This window comes from Neptuniibacter sp. 2_MG-2023 (assembly GCF_030547495.1).
Lineage (GTDB): Bacteria > Pseudomonadota > Gammaproteobacteria > Pseudomonadales > Balneatricaceae > Neptuniibacter.
In genome coordinates, this window is the sequence record NZ_JAUOQC010000001.1 from 387,129 (window position 1) to 409,754 (window position 22,626).

The 22,626-nt window shown below is 43.7% G+C and carries 24 protein-coding genes and 1 other RNA gene; 6 read left to right on the plus strand and 19 right to left on the minus strand.

Translation table 11 applies throughout. The features are described 5' to 3' along the window. Positions 1-21: 21 nt before the first annotated feature. The 3 genes from mraZ to rsmI all read right to left on the minus strand — a co-directional run bounded on the left by mraZ (position 22) and on the right by rsmI (position 2,120). Complete coding sequence (gene mraZ, locus Q4486_RS01755; protein WP_303415939.1) at positions 22-477, minus strand: division/cell wall cluster transcriptional repressor MraZ; 456 nt, start codon at positions 475-477, stop codon at positions 22-24. A 414-nt stretch (positions 478-891) separates the two neighbouring features. Then, positions 892-1,245: RNase P RNA component class A (gene rnpB / locus Q4486_RS01760), an RNA gene on the minus strand. Between the two features lie 41 nt (positions 1,246-1,286). After that, positions 1,287-2,120, minus strand: a complete 834-nt coding sequence (gene rsmI / locus Q4486_RS01765) for a 16S rRNA (cytidine(1402)-2'-O)-methyltransferase (RefSeq protein WP_303415938.1) — start codon at positions 2,118-2,120, stop codon at positions 1,287-1,289. Between the two features lie 36 nt (positions 2,121-2,156). Here rsmI and Q4486_RS01770 point away from each other — a divergent pair, with 36 nt between their 5' ends. From Q4486_RS01770 to Q4486_RS01785, 4 genes are read left to right on the plus strand one after another with little or no spacing between them, the layout of a single operon-like run. Next, positions 2,157-3,974: a penicillin-binding protein activator gene (locus Q4486_RS01770; protein WP_303517884.1), complete on the plus strand. Its 1,818-nt coding sequence runs from the start codon at positions 2,157-2,159 to the stop codon at positions 3,972-3,974. Between the two features lie 8 nt (positions 3,975-3,982). Then, on the plus strand, positions 3,983-4,342 hold the full coding sequence (locus tag Q4486_RS01775) for a YraN family protein (protein WP_303415936.1): 360 nt from the start codon (positions 3,983-3,985) through the stop codon (positions 4,340-4,342). An 18-nt stretch (positions 4,343-4,360) separates the two neighbouring features. Beyond that, positions 4,361-4,954 (plus strand): SIS domain-containing protein, encoded by a 594-nt coding sequence (locus Q4486_RS01780; protein WP_067869618.1) that lies wholly within the window; start codon positions 4,361-4,363, stop codon positions 4,952-4,954. Then, positions 4,954-5,538 carry a BON domain-containing protein gene (locus Q4486_RS01785; RefSeq protein ID WP_303416067.1) on the plus strand — a complete coding sequence of 195 codons (585 nt, stop codon included), beginning with the start codon at positions 4,954-4,956 and terminating at the stop codon, positions 5,536-5,538. Before Q4486_RS01780 ends, Q4486_RS01785 begins: the two co-directional genes overlap by 1 nt. A 50-nt stretch (positions 5,539-5,588) precedes the next feature. Here the strand turns inward: Q4486_RS01785 and Q4486_RS01790 are convergent, their stop codons facing one another. The 16 genes from Q4486_RS01790 to Q4486_RS01865 form a co-directional block, all read right to left on the minus strand. Continuing rightward, complete coding sequence (locus tag Q4486_RS01790) at positions 5,589-6,011, minus strand: ClpXP protease specificity-enhancing factor (RefSeq protein ID WP_303517886.1); 423 nt, start codon at positions 6,009-6,011, stop codon at positions 5,589-5,591. A gap of 79 nt (positions 6,012-6,090) precedes the next feature. Next, entirely contained in the window at positions 6,091-6,729 is a 639-nt protein-coding gene (locus Q4486_RS01795; protein ID WP_303517889.1) for a glutathione S-transferase N-terminal domain-containing protein, read from the minus strand. 82 nt (positions 6,730-6,811) lie between these two features. Further along, positions 6,812-7,585: a cytochrome c1 gene (locus tag Q4486_RS01800; RefSeq protein ID WP_303415933.1), complete on the minus strand. Its 774-nt coding sequence runs from the start codon at positions 7,583-7,585 to the stop codon at positions 6,812-6,814. Beyond that, the gene (locus tag Q4486_RS01805) at positions 7,585-8,832 is read right to left on the minus strand and encodes a cytochrome bc complex cytochrome b subunit (RefSeq protein WP_303517890.1); all 1,248 of its coding nucleotides are present in this window, start codon (positions 8,830-8,832) and stop codon (positions 7,585-7,587) included. Before Q4486_RS01805 ends, Q4486_RS01800 begins: the two co-directional genes overlap by 1 nt. Then, on the minus strand, positions 8,832-9,425 hold the full coding sequence (petA, locus tag Q4486_RS01810) for a ubiquinol-cytochrome c reductase iron-sulfur subunit (protein ID WP_303415931.1): 594 nt from the start codon (positions 9,423-9,425) through the stop codon (positions 8,832-8,834). Before petA ends, Q4486_RS01805 begins: the two co-directional genes overlap by 1 nt. Before the next feature lie 268 nt (positions 9,426-9,693). Next, the gene (gene rpsI / locus Q4486_RS01815; RefSeq protein ID WP_067869639.1) at positions 9,694-10,086 is read right to left on the minus strand and encodes a 30S ribosomal protein S9; all 393 of its coding nucleotides are present in this window, start codon (positions 10,084-10,086) and stop codon (positions 9,694-9,696) included. Between the two features lie 14 nt (positions 10,087-10,100). After that, complete coding sequence (gene rplM, locus Q4486_RS01820) at positions 10,101-10,529, minus strand: 50S ribosomal protein L13 (protein ID WP_067982781.1); 429 nt, start codon at positions 10,527-10,529, stop codon at positions 10,101-10,103. 768 nt (positions 10,530-11,297) lie between these two features. Then, positions 11,298-12,413, minus strand: a complete 1,116-nt coding sequence (gene zapE / locus Q4486_RS01825) for a cell division protein ZapE (protein ID WP_303517892.1) — start codon at positions 12,411-12,413, stop codon at positions 11,298-11,300. Positions 12,414-12,560: 147 nt separating this feature from the next. Next, entirely contained in the window at positions 12,561-13,268 is a 708-nt protein-coding gene (locus Q4486_RS01830) for an LrgB family protein (protein WP_303517893.1), read from the minus strand. After that, entirely contained in the window at positions 13,268-13,621 is a 354-nt protein-coding gene (locus Q4486_RS01835; protein ID WP_303415926.1) for a CidA/LrgA family protein, read from the minus strand. Before Q4486_RS01835 ends, Q4486_RS01830 begins: the two co-directional genes overlap by 1 nt. An 11-nt stretch (positions 13,622-13,632) precedes the next feature. Further along, positions 13,633-14,208, minus strand: coding sequence for a TMEM165/GDT1 family protein (locus Q4486_RS01840; protein ID WP_303517895.1), 576 nt, complete (start codon positions 14,206-14,208; stop codon positions 13,633-13,635). Between the two features lie 57 nt (positions 14,209-14,265). Then, positions 14,266-14,994, minus strand: a complete 729-nt coding sequence (locus Q4486_RS01845) for a hypothetical protein (protein WP_303517897.1) — start codon at positions 14,992-14,994, stop codon at positions 14,266-14,268. Continuing rightward, positions 14,994-15,713, minus strand: a complete 720-nt coding sequence (locus tag Q4486_RS01850; RefSeq protein WP_303517898.1) for a tyrosine-protein phosphatase — start codon at positions 15,711-15,713, stop codon at positions 14,994-14,996. The genes Q4486_RS01845 and Q4486_RS01850 overlap by 1 nt, the downstream gene beginning before the upstream one ends. After that, positions 15,710-17,926 (minus strand): polysaccharide biosynthesis tyrosine autokinase, encoded by a 2,217-nt coding sequence (locus Q4486_RS01855; RefSeq protein ID WP_303517901.1) that lies wholly within the window; start codon positions 17,924-17,926, stop codon positions 15,710-15,712. Before Q4486_RS01855 ends, Q4486_RS01850 begins: the two co-directional genes overlap by 4 nt. 30 nt (positions 17,927-17,956) lie before the next feature. Continuing rightward, positions 17,957-18,502, minus strand: coding sequence for a polysaccharide biosynthesis/export family protein (locus Q4486_RS01860; RefSeq protein ID WP_303517903.1), 546 nt, complete (start codon positions 18,500-18,502; stop codon positions 17,957-17,959). Between the two features lie 25 nt (positions 18,503-18,527). Beyond that, positions 18,528-19,727 carry an outer membrane beta-barrel protein gene (locus Q4486_RS01865; protein ID WP_303517904.1) on the minus strand — a complete coding sequence of 400 codons (1,200 nt, stop codon included), beginning with the start codon at positions 19,725-19,727 and terminating at the stop codon, positions 18,528-18,530. Positions 19,728-19,925: 198 nt separating this feature from the next. Between Q4486_RS01865 and galU the strand changes: the two genes are divergently transcribed. Both galU and pgi read left to right on the plus strand, forming a co-directional pair. Beyond that, positions 19,926-20,816 (plus strand): UTP--glucose-1-phosphate uridylyltransferase GalU, encoded by an 891-nt coding sequence (gene galU / locus Q4486_RS01870; protein ID WP_303517907.1) that lies wholly within the window; start codon positions 19,926-19,928, stop codon positions 20,814-20,816. Positions 20,817-20,990: 174 nt separating this feature from the next. Further along, on the plus strand, positions 20,991-22,625 hold the full coding sequence (gene pgi, locus Q4486_RS01875; protein ID WP_303517908.1) for a glucose-6-phosphate isomerase: 1,635 nt from the start codon (positions 20,991-20,993) through the stop codon (positions 22,623-22,625). Position 22,626 lies beyond the last annotated feature (1 nt).

Below are 22,626 nucleotides of genomic sequence, written 5' to 3' on the forward strand. Positions count from 1 at the left end.
AAATCTCGTTAGCTTTCATTATTACAATGAAAGGTTCTGTAACTCTTCAGGCATTGCCATGCCACCATCCACATCTTGAAGATACTCTTCACGTGTAGCTAACCACCTGGACTCATCCCAGATTTCAAACTTCTGACCTTGACCAAGCAATACAATTTTTTTATCTAACTCTGCATATTCACGTAGTGGCGCTGGTAGCAACAAACGACCATTGCCATCCATATCCAAATCAGTAGCATGACCGATCAAAAGCCTCTGAATACGTCTTGCTGCTGGATTAAAGCTAGGCAGGGCCTCAATTTTCTCTTGAATCTCTTCCCATTCATGTAGCGGATAAAGCAATAAACAGCGCTCTTCAGTATCAATCGTTGCTACGAGCTGCCCATCACAGCAGGTCGTGATTTTCTCACGATACCGTGCTGGGATCGCCATGCGCCCCTTAGCATCTAGATTGATTTGATTTACGCCTCTAAACATTCTCGCTCTCTAAACCCACTTGATTTACAAAATTACCCACTTTTACCCACTTTATCCCACTAAAGCACACTATAGAAAGGAACCCCAATTAAAGCAAGACAGAATAAGCATCCAAGAAGGGTTTAATCACATGGTTTATTAGATAATTTAATAATGAGAAACAAGCATCAGAAAAAGCATCAAGAAAGACACTTTAAAAACAAGGAATTAGAAAATTTAACGAGAAAAACAATAAGTAAAGCTGAAAGAAAAGGGTTTCTAAGATGAAAAAATAAAAATTGAGGAGCTTGCCGGTAAGCCCCGAACCGTTCTGAAGAGTCGTCGTGGACAGCCACTCACCTGAAGCATCCATCAAACCGCAACACTATTAAGTGTCCAAACAAATGGCATACACCATTTGAGAAAGAGAAAAAGCTGAGGAGTTTGCCGGTAAGCCGGGTTCTGTCGTGGACAGTCATTCATCTGGGATACGCATCACTACGCACCTCAAGCAACCTACCCGGTTCCAGCGCGGGTCACGCCTATAGGAACCCTATTTGGTCTTGCTCCGAGTGGGGTTTACCATGCCGTGGAATGTTGCCACCCACGCGGTGCGCTCTTACCGCACCATTTCAACCTTACCGTTATACCGAAGTATACTTAGGCGGTATATTTTCTGCTGCACTTTCCGTCGACTCGCGCCGCCCAGACGTTATCTGGCACTCTACCCTTTGGAGCCCGGACTTTCCTCCATCCTTTTACAAGGACAGCGACTGCCTGGCAAACTCCTCGGCGCGGATTCTAACAGAGAGATTCAGCTTTAGCGATGCTTAACGACTTAAAGCTGCTTGATAAAGCACCTTTTTCTTTAGCCCTGTAATTTTAGCCGCTAAAGACGCCGCCTGACTCGCAGGCAACTCTGCCAAAAGAATATCTAGCACCTCTAAGGCTTTAGCATCCAGCAAGACTTCGCCTTTAGTTTCAACCCCATGCACGAGTACAACAAACTCCCCTCGCTGCTGATTTGTATCGGCCTCCATCCATTCAATTAATGACGATAGTTGATCCACATGAATGGTTTCATAAGTTTTTGTAAGTTCCCTGGCAACCGCCACAACTCGCTCAGACCCAAACACCTCCTGCATATCTTTTAATGAAGCCAATATACGATGAGGAGATTCATAAAAAATTAATGTTCTCGATTCACCCACCAAGCCTTTCAATTGCTGCTTACGACCACTCGATTTATGCGGCAAAAAACCTTCGAAAGCAAAACGATCCGTAGGCAAACCAGCTGCCGACAACGCTGTAATAAAAGCAACGCAGCCCGGTATAGGCACCACTCTAAATCCAGCTTCCCTTACCCCCTTAACAACCACATACCCAGGGTCAGAAATTAATGGCGTTCCGGCATCAGAAATAAGCGCAACACTGGCACCAGATTGCAACTGGTGTACAATCGTCTCAATTCGCTGGCGTTCGTTATGCTCATGAACGGAAACAAGGCGGGTATCGATTCCACAATGCGCCATTAAACGGGCACTATGACGCGTGTCCTCTGCAGCAATCAACTCAACCTGCTGCAATACTTCAATTGCGCGAGGAGTCATATCCTGCAAATTTCCAATCGGTGTTGCTACAACATACAGTGCCGGTTCTAACATTACAGATACCATCCTCAAACTTGGGTTGTGAAGTATATGAAATTTCAGTGGCGCCTGCCTCTTTTAGCTATACTCCTTGGAACGATTATTTCGGGCTGTTCGGTACAATCACCTTCAAAACCACCGATCAGTGCAACTGAGCAGAGCAGAAATAGCGCAACAGAACTTCTCGAAAAAGCGAAGAAAGCAAAACCGATCAAAGCTGCTGAACTACGTGCAGAAGCCGCCCAAATACTGCTTTCTATCAACCAAAAAGAAAATGCATTTCAGGTGCTGAATGATATTGATATCAGCCTACTACCTCCCACTATGCGTTTTGATATTGCAAAACTCAAAGCCGAAGCAGCCATTGAAGAAAATCAGCCTGAAAAAGCATTAGACAACTTAGCCCAACTTAAAGCGCTTAGCCAAACAGGCCTTCCGAAAGAGCAAGAGATTCAATTTTTACATTTAGAAGCACAAGCCTTTAATCAGCAAAGTGCTTTATTTTCAGAAGCACAGTCACTTATAAAGTTAAGCCTTCTACTCGACAGTGATGAAGAAAAACAACAGATACATGATGAAATCTGGAACCGCCTTATACAGCTTGACGACACTACACGCTCCTCTTTATTAAGAAGCGGTAGCAATAGCTATTACGAACAAGGTTGGCTAGAACTGATTAACGAACTATCGAGCAACAAACAGCTCGACACTCAATACCAAGCCATTAACAATTGGTCAGTACTCTGGGAAGGGCATCCAGCCAAACGTTTACCACCCAGCTCACTTAGTGGATTAAACACGCAAACACTAAACGCTAGAAAAATTGCGATTTTATTGCCGCTCGAAGGAAAATTAGCCAAACCCGCTGCAGCGATAAAAGAGGGTATCCTGATGGCCCACTTCCGCCAACAGCAACCTAACACACCATCACCTGAATTACTTTTTCTTGATTCTGAAAAGATCAACACACCGATTCAGCTCTCTGCAATATTGGAACAGGAGCAGGTTGATCTAGTTATTGGCCCTCTATCTAAAGAGTATGTCAACGACATTGCCAGCGATACACACATCAACACGCCGATCTTAGCACTCAACCACACAGACAATATAAGCAGAGAAGGACTTTACCAATTTGGCCTTTCAGCCGATGATGAAACACGACAAATTGCTGAAACCGCATGGAATGATGGCATAAGAAACGCAGCCATTCTAATTCCAAACCGAGCTTGGGGCGAACGCATAGCAACTTCATTCACAGAGCATTTCACCGCCCTCGGAGGTAAAGTCGTCAGCACACAAGCGTTTGGAGAAACGAGCAACTTCTCCGCCGATATTGCCGCTTTTCTTAGCACAGACAAAAGCACTGAGCGCTACAAAAAAGTCAGACAAGCTATCTACACCCGAAAAATAGAATTTGAAGAGCATCGCAGGCAAGATATAGATGCCATCATATTGACCGCACTACCTAATGATGCGCGCCAGCTAACGCCTATACTTGCATTCCATTTCGCTGGAGATCTGCCGATCTATGCAACATCACATATTTACAGCGGTAATAGCGACCCAATACAAGATCAAGATCTAAATAGAATTAAATTCTTAGACACCCCCTGGAGCCTTAACGCCCCCTCACAAAACAAAGTACTCATCGCACAAGAGCGCGCGGATACAAACACCCGTTTTGGACGCTTATATGCACTAGGTCTCGATGCTTATCGCCTATTCCCCTACCTTCAGCAACTTGGCGCGCTTCCCGGCACTGAGATCGAAGGTGAAACCGGTAAGTTAAGCATTAGCCACGACGGCATCATTAAACGCAACCTTATATGGGCAGAATACAGGGAAGGCACTCCATCAATTATTGAGTAAGACAATCTATGGATAGAAACAAAACCGGCAAGGATGCCGAAAAACAGGCTGAAAAATTCTTACAGACTCAAAGACTAAAACTGCTTAATCGTAATTTCAGCTGCAGATTTGGCGAGATCGATCTAATAATGCAAGATGGTCAAACCATCGTTTTTATCGAAGTTCGCTACAGAAACACAAAAAGATATGGAGGAGCCGCCGCTTCGGTTACTCCAACAAAACAAGCAAAGATAATCAAGGCAGCGCAACTTTATTTAAGCCAACAGCCAAGGCTGGCCAATAAAAATTGTCGCTTTGATGTGATCGCTTTTGAATATGATGCAGCACCTTCACACCCTCTGTGGTATAAAGATGCTTTTAGAATTTAAGGCATAATTAAGGACAGCATGGAACTCGAAGACCGCATTGTCAGCCAGTTTCACAATTCAATGGAAATCAATGCGATTACCATTGAACAATATACTCCGTTAATAGCCCATGCTGGCGAACTTTTACTTCACTGCCTTGTCAGTGAGAATAAGATTCTCTGCTGTGCAAATGGAGCCTCATCATCTTTGGGTCAGCATTTCACTACACTGCTAATGAACCGCTTCAGACACGAGCGACCTGGTCTTCCAGCGATCAACTTAAATTCTGATGGTTCAACTCTTAGCGCTATATGTGAAGACACTAGCTTCATGGATGCACAAGCGAAACAGATTCATGCTCTAGGACAACCTGGCGATATACTATTACTCGTTACTCCCCACGGACGATCGAGTAATCTAGTTCAAGCCATTCAGGCTGCACATGACCGTGATATGACCGTTATTGTATTAAACGGCGCTGATGGCGGTGATATCACCGCACTCTTGAGCCCAGAAGAGATTGAAATCTGCGTGCCTAGCGACGACAGTGCTTTAGTTCATCATGCACAACTGCTAGTTTTACATGCACTATGTGACTTAATTGACTATCAACTATTTGGAAGCGACGAGTGATGATTAACAGCAAAACTCTTGTACTAATTACAGGTCTAAGCCTATCAGTTATTATTAGCGGCTGCTCTGACGTTATAAGTGTTGCCCGCGAAGAACCGATCCAAGAAGATCCGGGGCACCGAACCGTTGGCTCTTACCTTGATGACGAAGTGATTGAAACGCTCTCAATGGTCAATCTAGCCAAAGGCTCAGAGCAGATGAAAGCCACCAATATCAGTGTAACCAGCTACAATGGCGTAGTACTGCTCACAGGCCAAGCACCGAGTGAAGCCGCGCGCAGCGAAGCTGAGCAGATCGTTAGCCAAGTACGAAAAGTACGAAAAATCCACAATGAAATTAAGCTCTCCGGCGTATCATCTGCATTAGCCAGAACAAATGACACTTGGTTAACAACAAAAGTTAAAGCCGAATTACTAACCAACGAAAGCGTAGAAGGCTCACGCATTAAAGTTGTAACTGACAGCAGTACAGTTTACTTAATGGGACTCGTCAGCCAACAGGAAGCAGATACCGCAATTAGCATTGTACGCGGAATTCCGGGCGTAGAAAAAATCGTAAAAGTATTCGAATACGTTAGCCGTTAAGAGATAGAGAGATGCGCCGCAGCCATTTGCTTGCGGCGCTTTTTTAAAAACTATTTTACTACTTTTAAACTAGGGCGCTTCGGCTTCTCTTTATTGGCCTCAACCTCATCCCTCTCTGGCTGCTTTCTTTCAGCGACCTGATCCTGCATATATACCTCAACCCCAGGCTCACCGCCAAACCCCATACCTTGACCATTTTCACGGGCATAAATAGCTAATACAGCTCGTACCGGAATATAAACATCCATCGGCTGCCCTGAAAATCGTGCATTAAAAGAAACAGCTTGCTCATCCATATAGAAATCACGCACGGCAGAAGGTGTAATATTCATTACAATCTGACCATCTTCTACGAATTGCGTTGGCACAGTGACATCCTCTTGAGTCGCATCAACTAAAAGATGGGGCGTCAAATCACTATCTAGCAGCCAATCGTACAACGCTTTCAATATATAAGGACGACTTGGTTTCATTTTCAATACTCACAATCAGTTAAACAGACACAAAAAAAGGGATGAAACATCATCCCTTTTTATAGACTAGGCGTAAAGACTAGTCGCGCATTTCACGCTCAGCTTCAGATAAGCTAACCTGAAACGATTCACGCTCAAACAAACGCTCCATATACTTCACTAAAGGCTTACACTGCTCTTCAGGAATATCGATTCCCAATAGAGGCAAGCGCCACAATAGCGGAGCAAGGCAGCAATCAACCAACGTAAAGTCTTCGCTCATAAAGAAAGGCTTATCATCAAAAATTGGTGACGTTGTTACTAAACTATCACGCAACTCTTTACGAACAAATTCTGCAGTCTCTTCATCATCAGCTAAAGATGCTTCAATAATTTGATCTGCAAGATCACACCAATCACGCTGAATGCGGTACATATAAAGACGGCTTTCAGCACGAGCTACCGGATATACAGGTAACAGAGGTGGATGAGGGAAACGCTCATCTAAATATTCCATCATTACGTTTGGCTCATACAAAACCAAATCGCGATCCAACAATGTTGGCAAGCTATTGTAAGGATTCATCGAAGTTAAATCTTCTGGAAGATTATCTTCATCACAATCGTGAATCTCTACAGCCACACCCTTTTCAGCCAAAACAATACGAACACGATGACTATACTGGTTTTCACCATTAGAGTAGAACGACATGGAAGAACGTTTTGCCACGACACCCATTAACTATTCCCCTTTTCAGAAACAGACACGCGGCCCCAAAATGGAGCCGCGCATGAAACGATGTGATTATACCACAACGCTATTAGTGTATATCTTTCCAGAACTCTTTCTTCAACGCATATGCTAAGAAGAAGAATAAGAATAGGAAGATCAATACGTAGGTACCAATGCGATGGGAATCCAACTTAGAAGGCTCACCCATATACACCATGAAATTCACAAGATCATAAACAACCTTATCAAATTCCTGAGGCGACAACTCACCAGTACCGTCAACAACACTTGCACAACTATTCAAAGGCGTATTAGTTAGAGGGTCAATACCATGACCTGCCAAACCATGGGCATTCATCTCATCCCAAGAACAGTTGGCTTTAACAACACCCTGTAGAGAGCCTAACACATTCGGCATACCTACATCTTTAAACACTGCATTGTTTACGCCCCATGGACGCGAATCATCAGCATAAAAACTACGAAGATAAGTGTATAACCAATCACCACCACGTAAACGCGCTTCAAGCGTCAAGTCCGGTGGAGGATTACCAAACCACTTACCAGCGTCTTCTTTAGACATTGAGATCGTCATCTGCTCGCCAACCTTCAGATCACCAAAGATCAGATGCTCAGCAACCACTTCTGGATTCATACCCAAATCAATAGCAGCGCGCTCATAACGCTGATATTCAGCAGAGTGGCAACCCATGCAGTAGTTAACAAATGTTTTCATGCCGCGCTGCAATGACGCTTGATTATGCAGATCAACATCCATGTGGTCCAGGTGACCAGAACCACCAGCGGCATTAGCTGTAAGAGGCAGCACCGCCATTACTAATGTGATTAGAAACTTTTTCATTAGCCTGTAACCCTTTCTGGAACCGGTTTAGTACTTTCCATTTTGGTGTAGAACGGCATCAGGAAGAAGTACGCGAAGTAAAGCGCTGTACAGACCTGAGCAACCATGGTGCGTCCCGGAGTAGAAGCTACAACACCAAGATAACCCAAAATCACAAAGCTAATGCAGAAGATTACTAACATAATCTTACTAGGCATGCCTTTATAACGGATAGATTTAACTGGGCTACGATCAAGCCATGGAAGAACAAACAAAATCGCTATCGCACCACCCATTACAATCACCCCAGGGAACTGGGAACCGAATAGAGGCGGAATCGCACGCAACATCGCATAGAATGGCGTAAAGTACCACACTGGCGCAATATGCGGTGGTGTTTTCAGCGGGTTCGCAGGCTCAAAGTTTGGCGCTTCAATTAGGTAACCGCCACCTTCTGGGAAGAAGAAAATAACCGCACAGAAAACAAACAAGAACACAACCACACCCACAATATCTTTTACAGAGTAGTAAGGGTGGAATGGGATACCGTCTAATGGCACACCGTTCTCATCTTTCTTTTCTTTGATCTCAATACCATCTGGGTTGTTAGAACCCACTTCATGCAACGCAATGATATGCAATACAACAAGGGCAAGAAGAACGATAGGCAAAGCAACAACATGCAATGAGAAGAAACGGTTCAGAGTAATACCTGAAATCAGGTAATCACCACGGATCCACTCAGCAAGGTCAGGGCCGATAAAAGGAACCGCTTGGAAAAGCGATACAATTACCTGTGCACCCCAATATGACATCTGACCCCATGGCAATAGGTAGCCCATGAATGCCTCAGCCATCAATGCAAGATAGATAGTCATACCAAACAACCAAACCAACTCGCGAGGCTTACGGTAAGAGCCATACATCATGCCGCGAAGCATATGCAGATACACAACCACAAAGAATGCAGAAGCACCAGTAGAATGCATATAACGCAGCAGCCAACCATATTCCACATCACGCATGATGTATTCGATGGACGCAAATGCACCTTCCGCAGAAGGGTTATATGACATGGTCAACCAAATACCTGTCAATAACTGGTTAACAAGAACCAAAAGCGCCAAAGAACCAAAGAAATACCAAAAGTTAAAATTCTTTGGTGCGTAGTATTTTGAAAGATGATCTTCCCACATCGCTGTCGCAGGGAAACGATCGTCAATCCAACCCATGATACCTGGGTTACCTTTATTACGTGAACCAGCCATTATGCGTTCTCCTGATCTACACCAACAATGATCACGTTATCGCTTTCATAGCGATGAGGTGGAATCACAAGGTTAGTTGGCGCCGGGGAGCCATTCATTACACGACCAGATAGGTCAAAACGAGAACCATGACATGGGCAGTAATAACCACCAACCCAATCAGCACCCAAATCAGCAGGCGCAATCTCTGGACGGTATGTCGGTGAACAACCCAAGTGCGTACAAATACCAACCAGCACTGCAATATCCTCACGGATAGCACGCGCAGGTGTCGTTGGTACATAAGCGGGTTGCTGTGGAACTTCAGAATTTGGATCCTGTAAGTTTTCCAACTTTGCTAGATTAGCCAATGTTTCCTCGTCACGACGAACGATCCACACAGGCTTACCACGCCACTTGGCAACCATCTGCTGTCCAAACTCAAGTTTGCTTATGTCCACCTTCACAGGCGCACCAGCAGTTCGAGCTTTAGCACTTGGATTCCAGGAAGCTACGAATGGGACAGCGGCTCCTACAGCACCAACCGCACCAACTGCGGATGTAGCACCGATCAGGAGACGGCGCCGACCCTTATTCACGCCATCATTGCTCATTAAGACTATCTCCCCTCAATCGACCTTATTTTGCATATCTGCAGGTGCAGAAATGCCCTGGCCGCTAAGAATTATAAAACTACGGAAACATGTATCTGTAAAATGGCCCAAATAGTAATGAAAACACCCCATTTTTACAAGGTGAATTACTGCTTTTCGCTCTAGATTAGGCCAAAGTATTGACTTGGTGCAGCGCAAAAAAAACGCCCATCCCAAAAATGAGAGAGGCGCTTTTTCTGAATTCGAAAAACTCCGCAGAGAAATCGAATTAACGTTTGGAGAACTGTGGCTTCTTACGTGCTTTACGTAGACCAACTTTCTTACGTTCAACCATACGTGCATCACGAGTTACATAACCCGCTTCACGAAGTGCAGGACGTAGGGTTTCATCAAAAGCCAACAACGCACGAGTAATACCGTGACGAATTGCACCAGCCTGACCAAAACCACCACCGCCTTTAACGGTAACAACAGCATCGAAAGATTCAGTGTTGCCAGTCAATTCTAGAGGCTGACGCACGATCATACGAGCAGTTTCACGACCGAAGTAATCTTCGATTGTGCGATTATTAATAGTGATAACACCTGTACCTGGACGTAGGAAAACACGTGCAGTAGACGTTTTACGACGACCTGTACCGTAATACTGTGTAGTAGACATAATCTTCCTTCCCCTTAGATGTTCAGTTCTTTAGGCTGCTGAGCCTGGTGCGGATGTTCTGCACCAGCATATACTTTCAGCTTAGTGTACATAGCGCGACCCAATGGGCCTTTTGGTAGCATGCCTTTAACAGCAAGTTCAATAGTACGCTCAGGGAAAGTTTCTACCATTTTCTCGAAAGATGCTTCTTTCAAACCACCTGGGAAACCAGTGTGGTGGTAGTACATTTTATCTTTACGCTTGTTACCAGTAACGCCTACTTTTTCAGCGTTGATAACTACAATGTAGTCACCAGTATCAGTGTGCGGAGTGTAAACTGGCTTATGCTTGCCACGTAGACGACGTGCAATTTCAGTAGCCAGACGACCCAGAGTTTTACCTTCTGCGTCAACAACGTACCAGTCGCGTTTTACTTCGGCTGGCTTAGCGACGAATGTTTTCATCTGTATAGCCTTTCAACTTTACTCAAATCTCGTATCAACCAACCAACTTAGCTAGAAAATACCGACCTGACTTATAATTATTTGTTGCCCAACCTACAGTTCGACAACTCTCTTTTGCCCAAAATTCAAGCAACACCTAAACTTGGGAGCGCGCATTATAAAGATGGACCCGCCCTATCGCAAGGTAAATTTACAATAAACCTAGAACCAGCCCCGAAAACCCAACAACACCTCTTCGGCCTCCTACGTACCGGTGTAGGAGCTCACCCCGTGAGCGAATGAATTACGCTCCAATTCAAACCCACCCTTCGGCCAGAGGGCTGGCCTCCTACGTACCTGTATAGGAGCTCACCCCGTGAGCGAATGAATTACACTCCGATTCAAACCCACCCTTCGACCAGAGGGCTGGCCTCCTACGCACCGGTGTAGGAGCTCACCCTTTATACCCGGAACGGGTGCCAGAGCGAATGAATTACGCTCCGATTCAAACCCACCCTTCGGCCAGAGGGCTGGCCTCCTACGTACCTGTGTAGGAGCTCACCCTTTATACCCGGAACGGGTGCCAGAGCGAATGAATTACGCTCCAATTCAAACCCACCCTTCGGCCAGAGGGTTGGCCTCCTACGTACCTATGTAGGAGCTCACCCCGTGAGCGAATGAATTACGCTCCGATTCAAACCCATCCTTCGGCCAGAGGGCTGGCCTTCTACACAAAAAAAAGCACCCTAAGGTGCTTTTCTGTATAACCAAATCTATAAAATCAAAAAACTAAGCCGTAGCCCTATGGGCACGCGCTAAATATTCATGAGACTGCATCTCTAATAGACGGCTTTGAGTACGCTGAATCTCGAACTCCAGACGCCCCTCAGAATAGATCTCATGAATAGGTTTTTCCGCACTCAAAATCAATTTAACGCCGCTATCATAAAACTCATCGACCATATTAATAAAACGACGAGCCGCATCATCATTACTACGACCTAACTGAGGCACATTGCCTACCATTACCGCGTGGAATAACTTAGCCAGCTCTATATAGTCATTTTGTGAGCGAGGCCCCTCACAAATATCAGGAAAATCAAACCAAATGACATCTTCACAACACCGACGGGCTTTCATTTCACGACCATTAATCTCAATGACCTCACCCTCAACAACCTCATCAAGGTCAGGCACTAAACTCTCAAAGCTTCGATTTAAACTCGCATCGGCTCTTTCATCTAATGGACAGTGATAAAGTTCCGCCTGCTCTAGCGCTCGCAGACGATAATCCACACCACCATCAACGTTAATAACATCGGTAAAACGATTTAACATATCAATCGCTGGCAAAAAGCGCGCACGCTGCAAACCGTCTTTATATAAACCATCCGGCACTATATTAGAGGTCGCAACCAAAGCCACACCATTATTAAACAGCTCCTGAAGCAAGCTACTTAAAATCATGGCATCGGTTATATCTGTAACAAAAAACTCATCAAAACAGATAATACGCGCTTCTTTCGCATATTTTTTACCAATGGCCACTAGAGGATTCGCAGTACCATCTAACTCTTTAAGCTCTTTATGAACTCGCTGCATAAAACGGTGAAAATGCGTACGCATCTTCTCTTCAAACGGCAAACTATCGTAAAACGTATCCATAAGATAAGTCTTACCACGACCAACACCACCCCAGAAATAAAGTCCTTTTATAGGCTCTTCAACTTCAGGCTTGGAAAACTTACCCTTCAAACGCCCCATCAAACCGACTTTAGGGGTTTCTTTCGTCGCCAACAGATCATCATACAAGCGCTGCAGATTTTCTACCGCCAGCTCCTGTGCAGGATCATACGAGAAATCATCACGTTTAAGGTCAAGTTTGTATCGTTCTAATGGAGTCATATCTAGCTGCCAATCTGAATGGGTTCTAACTTGCGCGAACTTTACCGAGGAATGCCCCATTTAGCAAATGCAACATAAGATGCACACCTAGGAGACAAAGGCACAAAAACATCAATTAAATTGAAGAATCAAAGCCTAACAGATAAATTACAAACCAATAATGGGAATCAGAACTGGCAGAAAGAATGCGGTAAAAGCACCAGTCATTCCCATCGCCAATCCGCCAAAAGCTCCAGCAACCATGCCATATTCAAAGGCAAATGCAGTTCCCATCGCATGAGCACCGACACCTAAAACAAACCCTTTCACCGACTCATCTTCAATTTTAAGCAGCTTATAAACAACCGGAGCAATTACACACCCCATCGCCCCCGTAATAAGTACTAAACCTGCCGCAAGAGAGGGAAAACCACCAACTTTTTCCGCAATTGCGATAGCGATGGGAGAGGTCACCGATTTAGGCGCCAGTGTCAGCAATAATTGATCACTTAAGCCAAACCACATACCTAGCATTATTGCAGAAACCGACGCCACAATTGCTCCCGATACACACCCCACCAACAACGGAATTAACAACCGCTTTACGGTTGCCAAATTGTCATACAAAGGAATTGCTAACGCCACGACTGCAGGGCCTAATAGCAGATGAATATACTGCCCACCTAACATATAAGTATCATAGTCAGTATTTGTAGCTAAAAGGACAAGAATAATAATGGCTAGGGATACCAACACCGGATGCAAGAAGGGTGTTTTCCCCATCCGAACATTAAACCAAGATGCAACTAGAAACACCGCTAAGGTAACCACCAGCCAAAGCACCGGCAGTGCCTGAAAATGAGACCACAACACCATTAATGCCCTTCCTCGTGCTTTTCTTTAGACATGAGTCGAAGTAAAGCAGCGACCACAAACATAGTAACCAACGTACTTACGAACAGAATAATCAAAAGCTGATACCAATACGCTGACAGCACACCGAAATACCTCATCAATCCAACACCAGCAGGCACCAACAGAAGAGGTAATATCTTCAACAACCCTTCACTTGTACTCCGAAGGCCATCAGGGACTTTTTTAATCACAATTAAACCGACAAGCAACAGCATCATACCTACAACTGAACCTGGGATTGATACACTCAAAAGCGTTACTAAGCACTCGCCTAAAAGCTGACAAAACAGCAAAATAAGAAACCCTTGAACCATATAAACCACCGCTACCTTACTAACTGATACAACTGAAAAAATGCAATCCCTGCAAACAACATAAACAACACACCTGCACCTCGATGTATCAATGCTATAGGCAACCTTTTAAGCAGCACACGACCAAACCACACCCCAAGCAGCGTCGTAAGCATTAAAGCTACGGTACCCGCCACCCAAACAATCCAAGCCTGCTCAACCGCTGCTAAACCCGCGATCGCCAGCTGTGTTTTATCACCAAGTTCAGCTAAAAAAATCAGTATAAATACGGAGCTAACAAGATGTTTACCTATTTTTATACTTTCTTCACTCTCCTCTTCATCATTCTTAAATGATTGAATAGCAAAGACAAAAAACAAAACACCCACAACAAAAAAGATCAATGCTTGCGGTACATAAATACTTAAAGCAGCTCCAAAAATAGCTGCCAATGCATTCAAAACAGAGAAAGCCAACACACTACCAATTAAAACGGGTGCTGCTCTATACCTAGCAGACAACGTCATACATACCAGCTGACTTTTATCCCCAAATTCCGCTAGAAAAACCAGCAAAAAGACCTTAATGAAAGGTTCTACAAACTCCATGCAATACAACTCTTTAAAAATAAAAAAGGAAGGCTAACAGAAAAACCAAACAAAGATTTAAGATAGGCAAAGTTTATTCTGCATAGCATCACGCTTTAAGTAGGCGCAGATTGATGCAGTTTTGGTATATGCAGAAAGAATCGTGCGAACTTCTGGCATATTACGGACAATGCCTCGCTCAATATTTTGTGCAAATAAGCGCTTTTGCTCTAAAGACAGAGAATCCCAAGACAGCGCCGCTGCGTGGGATAAAGTCAAATGCACCGACTTTTCCCAAGGACCCAATTTAAGAGAATTAATCAACGCCTGATGATACTCCTCATCAAACTCTTTCAAATAAGATTTCATCAACACTAAATTAGCCCAACTATATGGCCAGCGAGGCCTTAGCTTTATAGCCTGCTGATGGAGCACCTTAGCATTTGCAATATCATCAAGCCCCTGAGCATCCAATCCTGAAACAAGTGCCCGATAATAGAGAACACGCCCCTTCAACTCCACATATTCAGGGTTACTCTCCTCCCAATTCAATGCAGAATTGGAATCAGCCAAGGCCTCTGAAATCTCTTCCGGTTGAGGAAGCTGCGGCCTTTCCTGCCATTGCTCTAATGCGTAGCGAACCTTATAACCGTATAGGTCTCCCATACCCCACGAAAAAACAGCATAAACACCAAGCAAACACATACAAATCAAAGAGGAGATGAGCAACTTAATAACGATAGGTGGAGCAATAAAACCATCCACCTTAACTTTCTCTTCAGATTGATTTACTGAATTATTCGTCACTAATAAACCCCTATAATTCTCGCAGGATTACCCCAGACTAAGCGCCTAGCCTCAACATCACCAATCAACTCAGCCGCAGCACTAACCGCCTTAGAAAGCACCGGCGGGCGGTGATCAGAATTATGACCATCAGAGGCAATAATCGTCACCCAACCATTCATCAACATCTGATCAGACAAGCGCTTAGCTTCAACACCAAACCCACCAGAAACAGACATAGCGGTTAATTGAAACAAACACCCCAACTCAATAAACGGAGTCAGTTTTGTAACATCAGACATAATACCTTTGTTCCGCTCAGGATGAGCAATCATTGGCAATACACCACGATCCAGTAGCCATTTGACTAACTTTTCACTTCCTGGCGGCACATGACTGTGAGGAAGTTCAAGCAGCATAACTTTTTTATCTTCCCACACCCCCAAAAAAGGGAGCTGGTTATTTGCAAACATAGCCAATACTTCAGCAGACAACCGAACCTCACCTGCCGCTTTCACACTCAGATTTATATCATTCTCAACAAGCGCCGTTTGAAACTGTTCAAAGATTGGCTTAATCGACTGTACGTTATTGTTATAACGTCCAGGGTGAACGTGCGGCGTGAGCACGATATGAGTAATCCCATCATCAGCAGCTATGCGCGCAAGCGAAAGAGCCTCTTCCATAGAAGAGGCTCCGTCATCAATGCCTGGCAATAAGTGGCAATGCAGATCAATCATGCAAGATTCTTACTATCCTCGGTATAACCATAAGTATCATAGTAGCCACCGTAATCGCCACCATCATACTTAGATGCTTTTTTAGTATTCACCTGATTCAGCACAACACCAATCAAAGGCGCATTTACATCCTTAAGACGCTTAATACCTGCCTTAGCTTGCTGATAAGTCGTTGAATCTGCTTTAACAACATAGATCATTCCACCCACCAATGGGGAGATCACCATAGCATCACTCACAGATTGGGAAGGAGCCGTATCAATAACAATACGATCATAACCTTTTTCAAGTAATTCTAATGCTTTAGCAAAGCGTTTAGAGGAGAGCAACTCTAGTGGATTTGGAGGAATAGTCCCCGCTGGCAATACATCTATCCCACCTTTTTCAAAATGCTGTATACACTCTTCTAGCTTAGCGGTGCCCGCCACAAAATTAGACAAGCCAATAGCATGCCGATCAATCCCCAACGCCTTATTAAACGCTGGACGGCGCATATCAGCCCCAATTAATAAAACCTTCTCCATCTGACCAAGCGCAAAAGCTATATTAACCGCAACCGAGGTTTTACCTTCATCTGGCATTGTTGATGTTACAGCCAATACCTTATGGGGATTATCTAAAGCAGAGAGCACAATCCCAGTACGAATCGTTCGAACAGATTCAGCAAATGACGAGTGATTACTCTCCACAAACTCCCGATAAGAGGGATTAGGGTTATTTTTATCTTGCTTCAATAAAGGCAAAATACCCAACAATGTAGCCGATAACTTACTCTCCACATCCCTGGCAGTCTGTATGGTGTTATTTAACGCTTCAAGTAAAAAGGCAAAAACGACACCGGCCATCAAACTCGCCACAAAAGCAGCAACAATAATTAGTTTTTTCTTTGGTTTTTCTGGCAATACAGGCACTACCGCAGGATCAATAATACGAGCATTTGCCGAATTCAAATCACCTGTCGCATTCGTTTCATTAAAGCGCTGTAAAAAAGTATCATAAACTACGCGCTTAGATTCAGCCTCATTTTCCAACTCTTTCCGTTTATATTCTTTGCGCCCCAACACCTGAAGCCCTTCACGGGTACGAGACAACGCCTTCTCTAATGATCTTTCACTCGCTAAAGCCGCCTGATAATCACTTTTAATACCATTAATTACACTTTTAATCTGGCTATTCAATGAGTTACGAGCATTAGCCACTTCAGATTGCACAGCCATCATACTTGGGTGCTTGGAACCATACCGTTTGGCAAGATCAGACCTTTTTAATTCAACTTCCAGTAACTGGCGCTTAAACTCTTGTACAGTTCTATCCTGTAAAACACCAGGAACCAATTCATAAAGTCGAATAGAGCCTTTTGCTGCTTGGATCTGATTGTAATGACTTTCCAGATTTAACCGATCACGTTTTGCTTCAATATGTTTAGAGGAGATAAGCTCAAGTTCTTTATTTGCAATAGTAGTACCTCCCTCTTCACCGACTAAATTTTCAGCATCAAGGAAGTCCTGCAAGGCTTTTTCAGCCGCATTCACTTCAGCTTTCAATCCACCCAAGCGTTCACTCAACCAAGATGAGGCCTGCATTGTCACTTCTAATTTAGCTTCTAAATTATTTTCTATATAGGCTTGGCCAATAGCATTCGCCACTTGGGCAGCAAGTTTAGGGTCATTCGCTTCAAAAGAAATTTTAACTAACTGAGTTTTACGAATAGGCGTGATAGCCAAACGCGAACTAAAGCCATCAATAAACTTATTTAATGCAACCCTTTCACTTTCTACTTCCGAAACATCAGCTTCATCTCCAGGCAATTCAACAGGGAGCATATCTCGCCAATTGAATGACACCAAAGGCTCTTGATTAAATTCAGGATGTTCTTGTAGAGACAATTTATTAACAACTTTCTCTGCCAAACGTCTAGATTTGATAATCTCAAATTGAGTTAAAAAATATTCACTATTACTATTATCAAGACCATAAACCTCTTCAATAGATACAACATTCGCTTGCTGGCTTTCAATAAGAAGAGTTGCTGTAGCTCGATAGATAGGTTTCATAGAAAAAACAACGAGGACCGTCAACGCAGTAACAGCAAGAGCAAACCCAAGGATGCCCCACTTATTACGCATTAATGTCCGCCAATACTGCTGAAGATCTATCACTTCTTCATCGGCCAAGCGCCCTTGGGAAAGGGATGGTTGATTATCATTCGTCATGCAGCAAATCCATTTGAAAAGATAAAATTATTAAAAAAAGCTTTCTTCGACTGTAATCGTATCACCAGGCTTAATTACGGCATTAATAGTCACCTTAACAGGTGGCCGGTCGCCATCACCTTCAGCAGCAACAAAAAACTTATCATCAGAAGCACGCTCAGAGAATCCACCCGCTATAGCAACAGCCCGCTGCAGGGTTAAGCCGGGCTGATAAGGATAGCCTCCGGGCTCTTCCACTTCACCATAGATAAAGAACTGGCGATATTCGATGATCTCAACACTAACACTAGGATTCACAAGATACCCATCCGCTAATTGACTACGGATCGACTCGCCAAGCTGCCCAGTCGTCAGTCCAAGTATTTTCAACTCACCTAAAAACGGATATGCCACTGTACCTGCATCACTTAAACGAACCTCCATACTGAGGTTCTCCTCACCAAAAACAGTCACTTTGATAAGATCACCGACTCCCAAAGGGTAATCGGATAGACCGCTACTATCCTCAGCATGTGTAACTACACTACCCAACAGATAGACAACTACAGCCACAAATTTAACAACTGACTTCAACATACAAAAAATCTCTTAGAACAAAAAATCACAATGAACCTTGCACAGTAAAGTAGATGATATTTTTATCATAATCTGTATTTGCAACATTTGAATCGCGGTCTATATAGCTATAATCCACTCCTAAATCCAACCAGCGACGCATTTTATAAGTTACACCCATGCCATAATTGGTGTTTTCATCTTCACGCGTACTCGTTACATATTCGTCATCAGATTGCCCATAGGAAACCCGAGAAATTACGCGACTAGTCCAATCATGCTGCCAACTTAAATTCCAGCTTGTAGAATCGATGTAATTACCAGTACCGTCAGTTTCCTCTTCCTCTTTACTCGTTGTAAATGTCACTACAGAATAAGTTTTTGGCTCCCATTTCATCGACAATTCCCAACTTACACCGTCATCATCATCGCGCGAAGCCGAAGCAAAGTCCTTTTCAGCATAACCAATTTTAAAAATACCTGTAGTCTTGGCTGTCGCATCCCAGGTCGCCCCCATCAGATACTCAGTTTCTGTGCTGTCGAGTGTTACTGAAGAAAGGTCATAGTCAATATCTTCATGGCTAACTTCAAAAAGCAAAGAGGTTTTAGGCATCACGCGGTAATAAAAGGTAGCACTCGTACTAACGGTTTGACGATCCTTAGCGATCGTCTGCGATCTAAAGTTATCGTATTTGCGATCATCAATCTGCGCCGCAACCTCAATACGCCCTTTAGCATTTAACCCGCCAAAGCCATATTTAGCAGACAAAGTATTCACATGATATTCAAGTGGAGCATTATTTGCCGTCGCATTGACACCCTGATTCAGACCTGTACCTCGATCTTCATGGGTTTTTAAATAACGCGCTAACAACTCTAGGCGATTACGGATATTAAAATCCAGATAAGCACGAGCGGTCAGATCATGATCCGTGTAATTATCAGCAGAGCCATGATCATATATACCCTGTTTAACGGAATAGTTAAGGCTATAAACGTCTAAGTCTTTCTCAAGAACAACCTGAACAGACGGATTCAATACCGTAATAACAGAATCGACTCTATTCGTGTCAGTAGAGTAAATATTATCATCGTATCCAACTTGCAAGTTCACTTGAGGAATAAATTGCAAAGGACCAGCATCTACGGCTGCGGGCTCAAGGGCAGCAGCATTTGTAGACACCATAAGAGCAGCGAGGAATGTAAGCCGAGAAAAGTTTACAAATTTATAACGTAATATATTCATGGAAAGTCGTCCCTAGCTAAACCATTCGGAATAAAAATTGCGTAAAATCAATTCTATCATACTATTTTTATATTAATAACATATTGCACCTGCGAAAAAGCGGCATTAAAAATTCCTCACCAACCATTAAAACTTGTAATACAAGCATGCTACTATCTCAAGATCATGGAATTCAAAAAATATGAGGTTTTTAAAAGGATGACAATTTCCGTAACCAAAGCGGTAATACCTGTAGCCGGTTTAGGCACTCGTGTTTTACCCGCTAGCAAAGCCATCCCCAAAGAGATGATGCCGGTTGTTGATAAGCCTGTAATTCAATATGTTATAGAGGAAGCTATCGCTGCAGGCATTACTGACATTGTATTGGTTACCCGTTCTGGGAAGTCATCTATTGAAGATCACTTTGACTGCCATTATGAATTAGAAGCCGAATTAGAAAGAAAAGGCAAAGACACTATTCTGGCCTCAGTCCGCGACATAATCCCCGCAGGCGTATCCATTACCGCAGTGCGACAAAACAAAGCCCTAGGGCTGGGTCATGCCGTACTATGTGCAGCCCCAATTATTGGTAATTCCGACTTTGCCGTACTACTACCCGATATGCTTATTAATTGTTACGGGCAAGACAAAACCGATCTCCAAACAATGGTTGAAGCCTATGCAAAAAGCCAGCATGGCCAAATCATGGTTGAACCTGTTCCAATGGAGCATGTAGAGCGTTACGGCGTCGTCGATTGCTCAGGCGTTACTGTGCTACCAGGGGAAGCAGCAGATATCGTCAAAATGGTAGAAAAACCGCCCAGAGCAGAAGCCCCATCAAACCTCACGATTAACGGTCGTTATATCTTACCCGCAAGAATCATGAAAATATTGAAAGATACAAAACCTGGCGCAGGCGGAGAGATACAGTTAACTGATGCGATGGCTGACTTCTTACAAGAGGGCACACTGCAGGCTTTCCACATGCAGGGAAAAACCTATGACTGCGGCAATAAAGCTGGCTATCTACAAGCCAATGTAATCTATGGATTACAACATACAGAAACAGCGGATAGTTTAAAAAGCTTTATCAAAGACTTAGCACTTTAACGTACTAGTTCAACTCAGAGTTTGAGCATAGACAGCACCCTTAAAGGATAATGATTAATAGTCACTCCTTCCGACAAATATAGGGTGAGCTGCATTATTCAGGAACGCTTTATCTGTAGGGTATAATCTACAGATAAAGTTTTGAATAAGTACCAAGCATAAAAAGGAATCTACATGTCACCAAAAGAGACAACAGCTTGGGTGGACCTACAGTCCCACGCTTACTATATGTCACAGTCGCATATCAGTACTTTATTTAGTGAGTCGCCGAATCGTTTTGCTCAATTTGGCTTCACACAAGACAATCTTCTTCTGGACCTTTCAAAACAGCGAATCACCGACGAGACACTCAACCTATTAATTGAACTCGCAAAAGAGCGCGATCTACCCAACTGGATCGAATCACTCTTTAAGGGTGATCACATTAATGATTCTGAAGATCGTCCAGCCTTACATACAGCCCTACGCACACCTAAAGGCACAACTTTAGAGGTTGATGGCGTCGAAATAATTGAAGAAGTCCATCAAAACCTTGAACGAATGGAAGCCATTGTCAACAAAATCCATTCAGGCCAATGGCGAGGATTTACAGGACACTCCATAAACACTGTCGTTAATATAGGTGTTGGTGGTTCGGATTTAGGCCCCCTTATGGCCTGCAAAGCTCTAGCTGAGTATCAGCCAGAAGAAGCCCAAAATCTAACGGTTCACTTTGTATCATCTATGGATGGCAGCCAACTTGCCGACCTACTGAGCCACTTAAATCCAGCCAGAACACTCTTTGTTATCTCCTCGAAGTCATTTACAACAATCGACACATTAGCAAATGCGAACACAGCAAAAGAGTGGCTTAAGCAAGCAGGCAATACAGCCAGCGAAGAAGTTTTAGTCTCTCGGCACTTTATTGGCGTATCTGCTAGTCCTGACAAAGCTCTCAGCTGGGGAATTCCTAAATCAAACCAGCTTGCATTTTGGGACTGGACCGGAGGCCGTTACTCCATGTGGTCCACTATCGGGCTACCGATTGCATTAAAACTAGGCATGAAAGGGTTCAGAGAGGTACTTGCAGGTGCTCACAATATGGATATCCATTTCAGAGAGACACCTTTAGAACAAAACCTCCCTGTACTTATTGCTATGGTTGGTATTTGGAACATTAATTTCTTGAACATTAATGCCCACGCAATACTCCCTTATGACGGCCGATTAAATCACCTTCCTGCCTATTTAGAGCAGTTAGAGATGGAAAGTAACGGTAAATCAGTTACTCGAAAAGGCAAAGCCACTGACTATAATACCTGCCCAATTTTATGGGGCGAAGTAGGCACAAATGCACAACATGCATTCTACCAACTACTGCATCAAGGCACAGAATCAGTCATGTGTGATTTTATTGTCGCAGCCAAACGCTATCACGACACCGACAATTCAGAATTAATGCATCAACACCAGCTAAACCTTGCCAACTGCTTAGCACAATCACGCATACTTGCCTTAGGCGACACCGTTATCAAGGGCGCTGAAAATGCACCGGCCTACAAACGCTACAAAGGTAATCAACCCTGCACAACGTTATTACTTGATGAACTCACACCCCACACTTTCGGACAAATCATTGCCATGTATGAGCATAAAGTTTTTGTCCAATCAGTAATATGGGATATAAACCCTTTTGATCAATGGGGCGTAGAACTAGGGAAAAAAGTGGCCACAACCTTATTGGATGCTTTATCACCAAACGCATCAACCGAGGATTTCGACGCATCGACACAAGGCCTCTTACAACATATCTCGATGAGGAATAAGTAAT